Source organism: Providencia sp. 2023EL-00965 (assembly GCF_033550225.1).
GTDB classification, from domain to species: Bacteria; Pseudomonadota; Gammaproteobacteria; order Enterobacterales; family Enterobacteriaceae; genus Providencia; species Providencia manganoxydans.
Genome location: NZ_JAWUEH010000024.1, coordinates 22,580 through 37,267 on the forward strand (window position 1 = coordinate 22,580; position 14,688 = coordinate 37,267).

Sequence of the window (14,688 nt, forward strand, 5' to 3'; positions counted from 1 at the left end):
AAGATACTCTTAGTTAGATTCAAACTCACTGGTCATGGTTTCAAGCTGCTCTTGCAGCTCCATCCATGCCATTTCAACCTCTTCTAACGCATTTTTTTGCTCTGTTTGTTTTTTTAAACATTCAGCGAGCTCTGCTTTGCGCTCTTGCTCGTAAATGGCTGCATCAGAAAGAGTGGCTTCCAGTTCAGCGAGTGCACTAGAGTGTTTTTCCATTTTCTTTTCTAATTCAGTCAGCTGTTTACGGATAGGTTGCGTTTGTTGGCGAAATTCGGCTTCGCGGCGTTTTTGATCTTTCCTATCTTGTGCCGTGACGGTTGCTGTATTTGCTGGGCGATCTTTTTCTTGTAGATCACGAGCCTGCTGCAACTCCATTTTATTTTGTTCCGCTAACCATTGTTGGTAATCTTCCAGATCACCATCAAACGGTTCAACTAAACCATCATGAACCAAATAAAGGTCATCTGTGGTAGAACGTAGTAAATGCCTATCATGGGAAACGACAACCAATGCACCTTCAAAATCAATCAAAGCTTCGGTCAGAGCTTGGCGCATATCTAAATCAAGGTGGTTAGTCGGTTCATCGAGTAGTAATAAATTAGGGCGTTGCCAAACAATTAGCGCCAAAACTAAGCGTGCTTTCTCTCCACCCGAAAAACGGCCGCTTGGGTCAGTGACTTGGTCACCTTTAAAGCCAAATCCACCTAAATAATCGCGTAATTGCTGTTCAGTTTCTTGTGGTGCTAGCCTTGCAAGGTGTTGTAATGGTGATTCATCAGCATGCAAATATTCCAACTGATGCTGAGCAAAATAGCCTAATTTGATCCCTTTTGCTAAAGAAACGCTACCTTGCAAGGGTTGTAAATCACCTGCGAGTAATTTGATTAGCGTTGATTTACCCGCACCATTGCGACCTAACAGGCCAATACGTGACCCCGGTACTAAATTCAATTTAATTGATTTTAGAATAATTGTATCACCATAACCTGCGCTGACTTTCTCCATTTTCAATAATGGATTTGGTAAGCTTTCAGGCTGGCGGAATGAAAAATGGAAAGGATTATCCACATGAGCGGGGGCGACCATTTCCATGCGTTCAAGCATTTTTATACGGCTTTGAGCTTGCTTGGCTTTAGTCGCTTGTGCTCTAAAGCGATCGATATAACTTTGCAAGTGAGCCGCTTTGGCTTGTTGGCTTTCATAAAGAGATTGTTGCTGAGCCAGCTTGGTTGCGCGTTGACGCTCAAAAGAGGAGTAGTTACCGGTATACTCGAATAAGGTTTCTTGCTCAATGTGTAGGACTTTATCGATAATTGGATCGAGGAAGTCACGGTCATGAGAGATTAATATGAGTGTGCCAGAATAGCTTTTTAGCCATTTTTCGAGCCAAATGACAGCATCTAAATCAAGGTGGTTGGTTGGCTCATCCAATAATAATAAATCGGAACGGCAAAGTAGTGCTTGTGCAAGGTTAAGGCGCATGCGCCATCCACCTGAAAATGATTTTACAGGTTCTTGCAACTGGTTTTGGCTAAAGCCAAGGCCATGTAACAGGCTGGATGCCCGTGAGCGAATGCTCCATGCATTGATGGCATCAAGTTGGCCGTGTAGTGCAGCGATTGCATGACCATCGTTTTTTTCATTAGCGAGTTGTAGTTGTTGTTCAAGAGCGCGGAATTCACGATCGCCATCTATCACATATTCTAATGCAGGAATGTCTAATGCCGGAGTTTCTTGATTCACCCAAGCGAGTGCCCACGTGCTTGGAAAAGTGGCAGAGCCTGCTTCGGCTTGTAATTCACCTTTAAGCAAAGAAAGCAGTGTTGATTTGCCGCAACCGTTTTTACCGACTAGCCCAACTTTTTGGCCTGGGTTAATGGTTGCGGTGGCATTATCGAGTAAAACACGCACGCCACGGCGAATTTGTAAGGAAGAGAAAACAATCATAGCAGCCGTCAGTTGAAAATATGTTAAATTATATAATAAATACCCTAGAATTTTCAGCTGGTATACGACCATACGAAAATGTGTAGGTGTGCACTCGTTATACTTCAAGTCGCAGGGCTTTTCATTGAGGTATAAGTGGCTATGCTACGCTCACCTTACATAGTTTATCTATGTTTCCCGCCTACCTTCGTTTGTCGTCTACCTGCAACTCGAATTATTTAGAGTATAAAATAAAAGTAATATGCAGGCAGCATGGTAACGGAAAATTATCCGTCTGACACGCCTTTGAGGAGGGAAAGATGTCAAATAAGCCGAAAGTATTAGTGCTCTATGCACATCCAGACCCTGAAGAATCCGTCGCTAATAAAGCATTGCTTGATGCCATTAAGGATTTAGAGCATGTGACGGTTCATGATCTTTATGCGATTTATCCAGACTATTTTATAGATGTGAATGCCGAACAAAAATTAGTCTGTCAATTTGACATTATTGTGTTCCAACATCCTCTTTATACTTATAGCTGCCCAGCCCTATTAAAAGAGTGGTTCGATAGAGTATTAACGCGTCGTTTTGCAACAGATATGGGGTATCAAAAACTAAAAGGCAAATATTGGCGTTCGATTATAACGACGGGAGAGCCTCAAGAGGCGTATCAACATGGTGGGTATAACCGCTACCCGCTAAGTGAGATTTTACGTCCATTTGAGTTAACGGCAGCCATGTGCGATATGCAATGGTTAGAACCTAATATTATTTATGCTGCACGTAGGCAGCGTAAAGAGCATCTACAGGAAATTATTGCGGGATACCGTGAATGGTTACAGCAGCCTCTGCAAATAGGGGGCTTATCCTGATGGAGCAACTTAATTTATTTGAATCAGTAATTATTTTCCTCTGTGCTGGTGTGGTGATGGTGCCTATAGCACAGAAGATCCGCTTGGGCGCCGTTCTCGGTTATTTATTGGCTGGGATCGTGATCGGCCCATTCGCATTGGGTTTTATTCGCAATGTAGACGATATTCTCCATTTTTCTGAAATGGGGGTAGTCTTCCTGATGTTTTTGATTGGTTTGGAACTCAAACCCTCTAAATTGTGGGAACTACGTCGCTCTATTTTTGGGGTGGGGACCGCTCAAGTTGTGGTGACCGCTTCTATCATGGCAGGCCTGCTATTATTGGCAAAATTTTCTTGGCAAGCAGCAGTCGTCGGTGGTCTTGGTATGGCGATGTCATCAACAGCGATGGCCTTACAATTGATGAATGAAAAAGGAATGTCGAATAAAGAGAGTGGTCAACTTGGCTTCTCTGTATTGCTGTTTCAAGATATGGCAGTGATCCCTATTATGGCACTGATCCCATTACTAGCGGGTGATACTGCAAGCAGTGATTGGTACCGTATTGGTTTAAAAGTGATTGCCTTTGTTGGTTTATGGGTCGTTGGACGCTATTTATTACGTCCGATGTTCCGTTTAGCTGCCAAATCAGGTGTTCATGAGATTTTCACTGCTGCGGCATTATTGGTCGTGCTAGGTTCAGCTCTGATTATGGAGAGCCTTGGTTTTTCAATGGCACTCGGTACTTTTATGGCGGGGGTCATGTTAGCTGAAACCGAATTTCGCCATGAATTAGAAATCAATATTGAGCCATTTAAAGGGCTACTACTAGGGTTATTTTTTATCTCAGTAGGGATGTCGTTGAATTTACAAATTCTATGGAGTTATTTACCGCAAGTTTTACTAGGAGTATTGCTGCTAGTTGCGGTTAAAGCGTTGGTCCTTTATATCCTCAGTTGGATAGCTAAACTGCGTAATGGCGCAAGAGCCCAATTTGCAGGGGTATTAAGCCAAGGTGGTGAATTTGCATTTGTGATTTTTGCCACCGCATCAGGAGCAAGCGTGATTGATGAAAGGCAAATGGATTTACTCTTAGTGGTTGTCACACTCTCTATGATGACAACGCCATTAGTAATGCAATTAATCGATGGATATCTCAACTATCGTTATAACCGTCATCCTGTTTCAAATGAAAAGCCCTTTGTTGAAGATAACGATCCTCATGTGATTTTAGTTGGTTTTGGCCGAATGGGGCAGGTTGTGGGGCGTTTATTGATGGCGAATAAAGTAAAAATTACCGTACTTGAGCAGGATGTCACAGCAATCAGCACCATGCGCCGCTATGGTTATAAGGTTTACTATGGTGATGCACGTGAATTGCAGTTATTACGTTCGGCAGGCGCTGAAAAGGCAAAAGCCATTGTGATCACCAGTGATGTACCTGAAGAAGTAATGGAAATTGTACACTTATGCCAAGAAAACTTTCCTAATTTACATATTATCGCTCGAGCAAAAGGGCGGGTAGAAGCCCATGAATTATTACAAAATGGTGTTCAAGATTTTAGCCGTGAAACGTTCTCTAGTGCTTTAGAATTAGGCAGTAAGGCATTAATTAGTACAGGTATGCACCCCCATAAAGCTTATCGAGCTAAACAGCATTTCCGTCGATTAGATATGCGCACTTTAAGAGAGATTATTCCTGAAAATGAAGGGGATAGTGGTCAAGTTTCTCGAGTTAAAGAGGCGCGACGAGAGCTGAATGAACTATTTGAAAAAGAGATGTTAAGGGAGCATCGCCAGCCCCATAACTGGAACCATGATGAATAAAGGGCAGTATTATGTCGTCAACACGTAAGCGATTTATCGCAGGGGCAGTTTGCCCTAAATGCCAATCACAAGACACACTGATGATGTGGCGTGAAGATAAAATTGATGTGGTTGAATGTGTCAATTGCGGCGATCAGCAACGCCAAGTTGATGACACTGCAACACCTCATGTGAGAAAACAGGAACAAGTCATTGGTATTTTTACACCTGAATAAGGGGAATTTTGTCAATTTTCAATACAGCAGTCTTGTTTTCCGGTACAATCGACAAAATTTTTCCCCCTATGGGTAGTAGGAGATGTCATGAAAGTAGCAAAAGATTTGGTAGTCAGCTTGGCTTATCAAGTAAGAACAGAAGATGGTGTTTTAGTTGATGAGTCTCCGGCGAATGCGCCACTTGACTATCTACATGGCCGTGGTTCTTTAATTTCTGGTTTAGAGAAAGCATTAGAGGGTCGTGCTGTTGGTGATCATTTTGATGTTGAAGTTGCCTCTGACGACGCTTATGGCCAATACGATGACAACTTAGTTCAACGCGTTCCTAAAGATGTCTTTATGGGGGTTGAAGAGTTGCAAGTGGGTATGCGTTTCTTAGCTGACACAGACATGGGGCCAGTACCTGTTGAAATTACAGGTATTGAAGGTGATGAAGTTATCGTCGATGGTAACCACATGCTGGCGGGTCAAAACCTGAAGTTTAATGTTGAAGTCATGGCAATCCGTGAAGCAACAGAAGAAGAGTTGGCTCACGGCCACGTACACGGTGCTGATGGCCACGATCACGACCATGAAGGTGGTTGCTGCGGTGGTAGTCATGGTCATAGCCATGGCGAAGAAAGTGGTTGCTGTGGTGGCGGTGAAGGTCACGGTCACAAACATGGCGGCTGTGGTTGCCACTAATGATAGTCATCGATCATAGGTGATAAGAGATTAACTCCTTAACACCCGATCTATAAAAGGCCTCCAAGAGTTGGGTAACCAATTAATGGAGGCCTTTTTGTTTATGGTGTTTTTAATCTTGTTATAGGCCTAAATTTTTTTGTTATTCGTTGTTTTTCTTCGATTAAATTATTATTTCGCTATCGATGTTCTACTGTTTATTTTATTAACATTAATAGGGAATAAATCATGGGGTGCCCGTCTGTTTATCCTACAAAAACAACTATTTATAAAAAAGATCAAACATGGAATGGCTATACATTATTTAATACGGCAAATAATAAAGGTGCCGTATTGATTGATATGAATGGTAATGAGGTCCATGCTTGGCCAAAAGCGTTAGGTGCTCTTAGTAAAATGTTACCTAACGGAGATTTACTTTGTTGCAGTGAAATCGAACACAATTTTCAATGTCATGAAGACAAAAAAATTGTGCAATTAGACTGGTATGGCAATGTTATTTGGTCATTTGATCGTTTTGAACGTTTGGTTGATGAATTCGGAATAACAACTTGGTCTGCAAGAACACATCATGATTACCAACGTGAAGGTAACCCTGTTGGTTATTACTCCCCTGAATTATTAGCAAAAACTGATTCTGGCAATAGTTTATTACTTTGTCATCGTAATATTCAAAATAAACAAATCTCCAATAAACCACTATTAGATGATGTCATTGTGGAGATCGATTGGCAGGGAAATATTATTTGGGAATGGGCATTTAACGACCATTTTTTCGAATTAGGTTTTGATCAGATAGCGAAAAAGGTGATTTATCATAATCCTAATTTGATAAGTCATGGTGAAATAGGCGATTACTTACATATTAACAGCCTGTCACGTCTTGGTCCCAATAAACACTTCGATAACGGTCATCAAAATTTCCATCCAGATAATATTATTTGGAGTTCCCGCGAGGCCAATATTGTTGGTATCACCAGCCGTCAAACAGGCAAAGTTGTTTGGCAAATAGGCCCTGATTATACAGAAGCAAGGTTCAAACATTTAGATTGGATTATTGGCCAACATCACGCACATCTCATCCCAAAAGGATTGCCTGGTGCTGGAAATATTTTGCTATTTGATAACGGTTGGAAAGCGGGTTATGGGCAATCGACACCAAACTCATCTGATGGTTTAAAAAATGCGTGTCGAGACTATTCTCGCGTGCTGGAAATTGATCCAATTAGTTTTGAAATTATTTGGCAATATTCGGCAAATGAACAGGGAACGAAGCAGGGCGCGAAAGTAACAATAAATAAATACCAATTTTATAGCCCTCACGTGAGTAGTGCCCAAAGACTGTTAAATGGAAATACGTTAATTACCGAAGGAAGTAATGGGCGGCTTATTGAAGTCACCAAAGAAAATAGAATTGTTTGGGAATATATTTCGCCATACCAATCTTCTGGTCTGGAAGCGCATAATAAGATCTATCGAGCATACCGTGTTCCCTATGATTGGCTTCCTCAACTCAGCAAGGGAAGTGAGATAGCATTACCTGACATTGATAATAGGCGGTTTCATATCAAAGGATAAATAGATTATTTCGCTATTAGAGAGGTCAACTCACTTTTTGAAACTTGAAATGAGCTAAATCAGCAATCCATTTATAGATTTAGCTACTTGAATTTATCTAATAGTGAGGCGGTGGTGTTTCTTCTTCAGGCCTTGCTAAGTGAGAAGATTGAGAGGATTTTAGTCGTTCTGCCACGATACGTATGTGTTCTTGTAATTTGGATAATTGCATTTGCTGATCCGTGATTACTTGGTTAAGTTGCTCTATCGTGAGTTCTTGGAAAGCAACTTTACTCTCTAAAAGCTCAAGGCGCTGTTCAAAAGCCTGCGATGAATCCATTTTTAGTGCTCCTTATGGTTTTTCATCATAAATTAATCATCGTAATAACCGAACATTACAAATCAATAGATAAGTTTTAGTTAAACAGATAGGCGCTGAAACCTCTTTTTGGTAATGTTGTCTAACTAGCCATCTGTATTCTGTAATTCTTTTCTATACTTTAATCATTCGAGGTGCGGCTAGGCGACCAGTGATTGAGTCGCTAGGTGCATAGAAAACATTGTGATCAGGCGTAATAGCATGTAGTCAACAACGCTGCCACATTAAAGTATAACCAGTATATACTGAATGACAGACAATAAGTAACAACATATACCTATAATAGATATCGGAGATTAGGATGAAATCACTGTTTAAGGCAAGTCTTCTGGCAACAACATTAGCATTGGCATTTACTGCTCCACAAGTAATGGCTGCGGAAACTACTGCTAAAGCGCCAACGAGTAGCGCATTTAAATCAGCCGAAGAACGCAATGCCTATGCATTAGGTGCGTCTTTAGGGCGCTATATGCAAAACTCACTGGAAGAGCAAAAAAGCATCGGTGTAAACCTAGATAAAGCTCAGCTTCTGGCTGGTGTTCAAGATACTTTCAACGGCAAAAGCAAAATGACTGATGCTGAAGTGGAAGAAACTTTACGTCAGTTTGAAGGCCAAGTTAAACAAGCGGCTGAAAAGAAAATGAAAGATGAATCAGCGGCTAATGAAAAAGCGGGTGCTGAGTACCGCGAAAAATATGCGAAAGAAAAAGGCGTAGTTAAAACAAAATCAGGCTTACTGTATAAAATCGAAAAAGAAGGTACTGGTGCTAAGCCAAAACCTGAGGATACTGTCGTTGTTAACTACAAAGGTATGTTAACTGATGGTACTGAGTTTGATAGCTCATATTCACGCAATGAGCCACTGACTATCCCATTAAATTCAGTCATCAAAGGTTGGACTGAAGGTCTAGTTAATGTGAAAAAAGGCGGAAAAATCCAATTAGTGATCCCTGCTGAGCTGGCTTATGGTGAAAACGGTGTTCCTGGTATTCCTGCAAATTCAACGCTAGTATTTGATGTTGAATTGCTAGATATCAAACCAGCTACAAAATAATTTGCCAACAATAGGGCAAAGACTCAGCGAAATTTGAGTGTCTTCATTAGAGGTGCATTTATTGCACCTCTAATTATTTGGCCTAGAAATACTATGGTTAATGAGTAATCAATTGATTATTAATATGTATATAAGAAAATTATAACCAGTTTAGTCTCCGCTCAATATTTTAAAAACTTGCTAAAAATAAGACTTTTTTTGTTTAAAACTTGTGATAAAACAAACTGTCTTGCACGCAACTGCTTGACGTCAGCCCTTCGTAGTTTTACCTTCAGTATATTCGGCCTAATTATTTATCGTCATATTTGCTGACCGCGAACAATGCAATGAAGCTCAAAGCATCGAACAATTAACGCTTCATTCGTCAGTATGGCGAATTTGCTTACACTTGAAGGATGGTGTTTAAAAATGTCTAACTCAGTACTTTCGAATGATCACAGTGATATTAATTTATTAAATAACGAGCCTTTTACCGCGGTTGACCATGAAATTTTAAAATCATATGAAGCCGCCGTAGATGGCTTAGCTATGTTGATAGGTGCACATTGTGAAATTGTCCTTCATTCATTGGAAGATTTAAAATGTTCAGCCGTCAGAATAGCCAATGGGCAACATACTGGGCGTCAAATAGGATCACCAATTACTGATCTCGCATTACGTATGCTGCATGATATGGCTGATGAAGAATCAAATGTCTCTAAGGCCTATTTCACCAAAGCGAAAAGTGGTGATTTAATGAAATCAGTCACAATAGCTATCCGTAACCGTCATCAGCGTGTTATCGGGCTATTGTGTATTAATATGAACCTTGATGTTCCATTTTCTGAAATTATTAAAAGTTTTGTTCCAGAAGAAAAACAAGAAATTACTTCTGATGTTAACTTTGCTTCTTCAGTCGATGATCTTGTTGCACAAACATTAGAATTTACGATTGAAGAGGTGGGAGCAGATCGTAACGTATCAAACAATGCGAAAAACAAGCAAGTTGTACTCAACCTGTACGAAAAAGGTATTTTTGATATTAAAGATGCGATCAACCAAGTCGCAGATCGTTTAAATATCTCTAAACATACGGTTTATCTTTATATTCGCCAATTTAAGAGTGAGGAATGAGTCAACAACCTCTCACATACTGCTTGTTAGTAACGGGGCCTGCTTATGGCACTCAGCAAGCGACCAGCGCCTATCAATTTGCTTGTGCTCTTCTGAAAGAAGGGCACCGCTTAAAAACACTCTTTTTTTATAGTGAAGGAGTGGCAAATGCGAACGAATTAACCTCCCCCGCCAATGATGAGTTCAATTTAGTTAAAGCATGGCAGCAACTGGCCGAAACCGCGGGCTGTGAAATGCACATTTGCGTTTCTGCGGCACTTCGTCGAGGAGTTGTTGATGATGAGCAAGCTAAACTATTAAGATTGCCATCAAACAACTTAGGTGCCGGTTTTACCATGAGTGGGCTAGGAAGTTTAGCTGAGGCAATGATGATAGCAGACCGAACCATCCGTTTCTGAGGCTGACATGAAAAAATTTGCCTTTGTTTTTACATCAATGCCCCATGGAAATAACAGTGGTCGTGAAGGGCTGGATGCGCTATTAGCCACATCCGCATTGACTGAAGATATCAGTGTCTTTTTTCTCTCTGATGGTGTTTGCCAATTGCTTGCTCATCAAAGCCCTCAAGAAATATTGGCAAGAGACTATATTTCAACATTTAAAGTTCTTCCTCTCTACGACATTGATAAAATTTATATCTGTGCGGATTCATTAGCGGAAAGAGGGATTAGCGAGCACAGCGAATGGGTGGTGGAAGCAACTGTCATCAGTTCGACACAAATTCGCGATAAATTATCTGACTTTGATGTTGTGCTTAAATTTTGATCTGTTGTAGGATCTTTTCTATGCTTTATACTATAGCCGCTTCACCTTTCCAGTGTGACTTCACGGCAATATTAAGGCTAATTACGCCTAATGATGCTGTATTACTACTGCAAGATGGTGTTGTTGCCGCAATTAGGCAATCTTCCCATCTAGGTGAACTTCAAAAAAAAGGTGTACCAATCTACGCATTAAGTGCAGATGTTAATGCGCGGGGCTTACAGTATATGATTTCAGAGCAGGTAACTTTAGCCTCATATCAGGATTTTGTTCAACTAACTGTGAGCCATAAACAACATTTTGCCCTATAAATGGGTTAAAAGTTGTATATTTCTTGACACCTGAGCCAGTCGGCAATAAAATTTCGCGTCCTCGTGTATCGTCATGCTGGCGAACGAGGTCGAAATCCGTGTTTACGAAGCAAAAAACCAGGAGCTTTTTTAATAATGGCAACTATTAATCAGCTGGTACGCAAATCTCGTAGCTCGAAAGTTGTTAAAAGCAACGTTCCAGCACTGGAAGCTTGCCCGCAAAAACGTGGCGTATGTACTCGTGTATATACCACCACTCCTAAAAAACCTAACTCAGCACTACGTAAAGTGTGCCGTGTTCGTTTAACTAACGGTTATGAAGTTTCTTCCTACATTGGTGGTGAAGGCCACAACTTGCAGGAGCACTCCGTAATCCTAATCCGTGGCGGTCGTGTTAAAGACTTGCCAGGTGTGCGTTATCACACCGTTCGCGGCGCACTGGACTGTTCTGGTGTTAAAGACCGCAAACAAGCCCGTTCTAAATACGGTGCTAAAAAACCTAAGGCTTAATGGTTCTCCGTTAAGTAAGGCCAAACATTTTTAATCTTAATGTCAAAATACTCTAATAGAGTTTTGGGCAAACCTGAATTAACAACGGAGTAATATCCATGCCACGTCGTCGCGTAATTGGTCAACGTAAAATTCTTCCAGATCCTAAGTTCGGATCAGAATTACTGGCCAAGTTTGTGAACATCCTGATGGTAGACGGGAAAAAATCTACTGCTGAAGCAATCGTATATAACGCGCTTGAGACCCTGGCTCAGCGTTCTGGTAAGACTGAACTTGACGCATTCGAACTAGCACTAGACAACGTGCGTCCGACTGTCGAAGTTAAATCTCGCCGTGTTGGTGGTTCAACTTACCAAGTTCCTGTTGAAGTTCGTCCGGTTCGTCGTAATGCTCTGGCAATGCGTTGGATCGTTGATGCTGCTCGTAAACGCGGTGATAAGTCAATGGCTCTGCGCCTGGCAAACGAATTATCGGATGCAGCTGAGAACAAAGGTTCTGCTGTTAAGAAACGTGAAGACGTTCACCGTATGGCAGAAGCTAACAAGGCGTTCGCTCACTACCGTTGGTAATTTCGCCACATTAGTGATGCTTCTTAGGGTAGCCTTTCGCTACCCTTTATATGATGAATTGAACGCCCACGAGAGAGGAAAAAATGGCCCGTCAAACGCCCATATCACGCTATCGTAACATCGGTATCAGTGCACACATCGACGCCGGTAAAACAACAACTTCTGAACGTATTCTGTTTTATACAGGTGTAAACCATAAAATTGGTGAAACGCACGAAGGTTCTGCAACAATGGACTGGATGGAACAGGAGCAAGAGCGTGGTATCACTATCACGTCTGCTGCGACTACTGCATTCTGGTCTGGTATGGCAAAACAGTTCGAGCCACACCGTGTTAACATCATCGACACCCCAGGACACGTTGACTTCACAATCGAAGTAGAACGTTCAATGCGTGTTCTTGATGGCGCAGTAATGGTTTACTGTGCAGTTGGTGGTGTTCAGCCACAGTCTGAAACTGTATGGCGTCAGGCTAACAAATATCAAGTTCCACGTATCGCGTTCGTTAACAAAATGGACCGTATGGGAGCTAACTTCCTGCGCGTTGTTGATCAACTGAAAACGCGTTTGGGAGCAAACCCAGTTCCACTACAACTGCCTGTTGGTGCTGAAGAAGGCTTCACTGGTGTTGTTGACTTGATCAAAATGAAAGCGATCAAGTGGAGCGATGAAGATCAGGGCGTTACCTTCGAATACGAAGATATCCCTGCTGATATGCAAGATCTAGCTGAAGAATGGCACAACTTCTTAGTTGAGTCAGCAGCAGAAGCATCAGAAGAGCTGATGGAAAAATATTTGGGCGGTGATGAACTGTCTGAAGCTGAAATCAAAGCTGCTCTTCGTCAACGCGTTCTTGCAAGCGAAATTATCCTGGTTACCTGTGGTTCTGCATTTAAGAACAAAGGTGTTCAGGCGATGCTGGATGCAGTAATCGAGTTCTTACCAGCACCTACAGATGTACCTGCAATTAAAGGTATTCTGGATGATGGTAAAGATACTCCAGCTGAACGTCACGCAAGTGACGATGAGCCATTCTCATCTTTAGCATTTAAAATTGCAACCGACCCGTTTGTTGGTAACTTGACGTTCTTCCGTGTCTACTCTGGTTTTGTTAACTCAGGTGACACTGTTCTGAACCCAGTTAAATCCAAAAAAGAACGTTTTGGTCGTATCGTTCAGATGCACGCTAACAAGCGTGAAGAGATCAAAGAAGTTCGCGCTGGTGACATCGCGGCTGCTATCGGTCTGAAAGATGTTACTACAGGTGATACTCTGTGTGCAGTTGATGCGCCAATCATCTTAGAACGTATGGAATTCCCAGAGCCAGTAATCTCTGTTGCAATTGAACCAAAAACTAAAGCTGACCAAGAAAAAATGGGTATCGCTCTGGGCCGTTTGGCTCAAGAAGATCCATCATTCCGCGTATCAAGTGATGAAGAAACGGGTCAAACCATCATCGCTGGTATGGGTGAATTGCACTTGGACGTTCTAGTTGACCGTATGCGTCGTGAGTTCAAAGTTGAAGCGAACGTAGGTAAACCACAAGTTGCTTACCGTGAAGCTATCACAATGAAAGTTACCGATATCGAAGGTAAGCACGCTAAGCAGTCTGGTGGTCGTGGTCAGTATGGTCATGTTGTTATCGACATGTTCCCACTGGACAAAACAGACAAAGACGGCAAGGCAATGGACTACGAATTTATCAACGAAATCAAGGGTGGTGTAATTCCAACTGAATACATCCCTGCGGTTGATAAAGGTCTTCAAGAGCAGCTGAAATCAGGTCCTCTGGCTGGTTACCCAGTTCTTAACATGGGTGTTCGTCTACATTTCGGTTCTTACCATGATGTTGACTCCTCTGAACTGGCGTTTAAACTGGCGGCATCGATCGCGTTTAAAGATGGCTTCAAAAAAGCAAAACCTGTTCTGCTTGAGCCAATCATGAAAGTTGAAGTGGAAACACCTGAAGACTACATGGGCGACGTTATTGGTGACCTGAACCGTCGTCGTGGTATGATTGAAGGTATGGATGACATGGTCGGTGGTATTGGCAAAATTGTTCGTGCACAAGTACCATTGTCAGAAATGTTTGGTTACGCTACTGACCTGCGTTCACAAACGCAAGGCCGCGCTTCATACTCTATGGAGTTCTTGAAGTACGAAGCAGCACCAACCAACGTTGCACAAGCTGTTATCGAAGCTCGTAACGCTAAATAATCGGTTTTAATCGATTTAACTACTTTAATTAAGTTCCCTCTTTATAGTGAAGTGGGAACTCCATAAGGAATAGAGTCGTGTCTAAAGAAAAATTTGAACGTTCAAAACCGCACGTTAACGTTGGTACAATCGGCCACGTTGACCACGGTAAAACTACCCTGACAGCAGCAATCACTACTGTTCTGGCAAAAACTTACGGCGGTAGCGCTCGTGCATTCGATCAAATCGATAACGCACCAGAAGAAAAAGCGCGTGGTATCACCATTTCTACTTCTCACGTAGAATACGATACTCCTACTCGTCACTACGCACACGTAGACTGCCCAGGACACGCCGACTATGTTAAAAACATGATCACTGGTGCTGCTCAGATGGACGGTGCAATCCTAGTTGTTGCTGCGACTGATGGTCCTATGCCACAAACTCGTGAGCACATCCTGTTAGGTCGTCAGGTTGGTGTTCCTTACATCATCGTTTTCCTGAACAAATGTGACATGGTAGACGACGAAGAGCTGCTGGAACTGGTAGAAATGGAAGTTCGTGAGCTTCTGTCTCAGTACGATTTCCCAGGCGATGACACTCCAGTTATCCGTGGTTCAGCTCTGAAAGCGCTGGAAGGCAACCCAGAGTGGGAAGCGAAAATTGTTGAATTAGCAGAAGCACTGGATAGCTACATCCCAGAGCCAGAGCGTGCAATTGACAAGCCATTCCTGCT

General features: G+C 42.1%; 16 protein-coding genes. 14 read left to right on the forward strand and 2 right to left on the reverse strand.

All coding sequences use genetic code 11. The features are described from left to right. Nucleotides 1-9: 9 nt before the first annotated feature. Nucleotides 10-1,944, reverse strand: a complete 1,935-nt coding sequence (locus tag SC428_RS20875) for an ABC transporter ATP-binding protein (RefSeq protein WP_283126163.1) — start codon at nucleotides 1,942-1,944, stop codon at nucleotides 10-12. A 299-nt stretch (nucleotides 1,945-2,243) separates the two neighbouring features. On the opposite strand from SC428_RS20875, the gene kefG reads away from it, so the two are divergent. The 5 genes from kefG (at nucleotide 2,244) to SC428_RS20900 (ending at nucleotide 7,080) form a co-directional block, all read left to right on the forward strand. After that, nucleotides 2,244-2,798, forward strand: coding sequence for a glutathione-regulated potassium-efflux system ancillary protein KefG (kefG, locus tag SC428_RS20880; protein WP_070929372.1), 555 nt, complete (start codon nucleotides 2,244-2,246; stop codon nucleotides 2,796-2,798). Then, nucleotides 2,798-4,603, forward strand: a complete 1,806-nt coding sequence (gene kefB, locus SC428_RS20885; RefSeq protein ID WP_070929371.1) for a glutathione-regulated potassium-efflux system protein KefB — start codon at nucleotides 2,798-2,800, stop codon at nucleotides 4,601-4,603. The genes kefG and kefB overlap by 1 nt, the downstream gene beginning before the upstream one ends. An 11-nt stretch (nucleotides 4,604-4,614) precedes the next feature. Beyond that, nucleotides 4,615-4,818: a YheV family putative zinc ribbon protein gene (locus SC428_RS20890; protein ID WP_070929370.1), complete on the forward strand. Its 204-nt coding sequence runs from the start codon at nucleotides 4,615-4,617 to the stop codon at nucleotides 4,816-4,818. An 87-nt stretch (nucleotides 4,819-4,905) separates the two neighbouring features. Further along, nucleotides 4,906-5,502, forward strand: coding sequence for a peptidylprolyl isomerase (gene slyD / locus SC428_RS20895; protein ID WP_070929369.1), 597 nt, complete (start codon nucleotides 4,906-4,908; stop codon nucleotides 5,500-5,502). Between the two features lie 228 nt (nucleotides 5,503-5,730). Then, complete coding sequence (locus tag SC428_RS20900) at nucleotides 5,731-7,080, forward strand: aryl-sulfate sulfotransferase (protein WP_070929368.1); 1,350 nt, start codon at nucleotides 5,731-5,733, stop codon at nucleotides 7,078-7,080. Between the two features lie 97 nt (nucleotides 7,081-7,177). On the opposite strand, the gene SC428_RS20905 is transcribed toward SC428_RS20900, so the two are convergent. Then, a complete protein-coding gene (locus SC428_RS20905) occupies nucleotides 7,178-7,399 on the reverse strand; it encodes a SlyX family protein (protein ID WP_070929367.1) in 222 nt (73 codons plus the stop codon). Nucleotides 7,400-7,739: 340 nt separating this feature from the next. Between SC428_RS20905 and fkpA the strand changes: the two genes are divergently transcribed. The 9 genes from fkpA to SC428_RS20950 form a co-directional block, all read left to right on the forward strand. Next, entirely contained in the window at nucleotides 7,740-8,492 is a 753-nt protein-coding gene (gene fkpA, locus SC428_RS20910; RefSeq protein WP_070929366.1) for an FKBP-type peptidyl-prolyl cis-trans isomerase, read from the forward strand. Between the two features lie 408 nt (nucleotides 8,493-8,900). Beyond that, entirely contained in the window at nucleotides 8,901-9,605 is a 705-nt protein-coding gene (locus SC428_RS20915; RefSeq protein WP_070929365.1) for a transcriptional regulator, read from the forward strand. Beyond that, a complete protein-coding gene (gene tusD / locus SC428_RS20920) occupies nucleotides 9,602-10,003 on the forward strand; it encodes a sulfurtransferase complex subunit TusD (protein WP_318710198.1) in 402 nt (133 codons plus the stop codon). The genes SC428_RS20915 and tusD overlap by 4 nt, the downstream gene beginning before the upstream one ends. Nucleotides 10,004-10,010: 7 nt before the next feature. Then, the gene (gene tusC / locus SC428_RS20925) at nucleotides 10,011-10,370 is read left to right on the forward strand and encodes a sulfurtransferase complex subunit TusC (protein ID WP_070929363.1); all 360 of its coding nucleotides are present in this window, start codon (nucleotides 10,011-10,013) and stop codon (nucleotides 10,368-10,370) included. Nucleotides 10,371-10,390: 20 nt separating this feature from the next. Beyond that, nucleotides 10,391-10,678 (forward strand): sulfurtransferase complex subunit TusB, encoded by a 288-nt coding sequence (gene tusB, locus SC428_RS20930; RefSeq protein ID WP_070929362.1) that lies wholly within the window; start codon nucleotides 10,391-10,393, stop codon nucleotides 10,676-10,678. A gap of 135 nt (nucleotides 10,679-10,813) precedes the next feature. Further along, nucleotides 10,814-11,188, forward strand: a complete 375-nt coding sequence (rpsL, locus tag SC428_RS20935) for a 30S ribosomal protein S12 (RefSeq protein WP_004923923.1) — start codon at nucleotides 10,814-10,816, stop codon at nucleotides 11,186-11,188. A gap of 98 nt (nucleotides 11,189-11,286) precedes the next feature. Continuing rightward, nucleotides 11,287-11,757, forward strand: coding sequence for a 30S ribosomal protein S7 (gene rpsG / locus SC428_RS20940; RefSeq protein WP_004262486.1), 471 nt, complete (start codon nucleotides 11,287-11,289; stop codon nucleotides 11,755-11,757). Between the two features lie 83 nt (nucleotides 11,758-11,840). Further along, entirely contained in the window at nucleotides 11,841-13,973 is a 2,133-nt protein-coding gene (fusA, locus tag SC428_RS20945) for an elongation factor G (protein WP_070929361.1), read from the forward strand. A 77-nt stretch (nucleotides 13,974-14,050) separates the two neighbouring features. Then, nucleotides 14,051-14,688, forward strand: a 638-nt coding sequence (locus SC428_RS20950) for a GTP-binding protein (RefSeq protein WP_318710235.1), incomplete at its 3' end; no start/stop codon positions are given.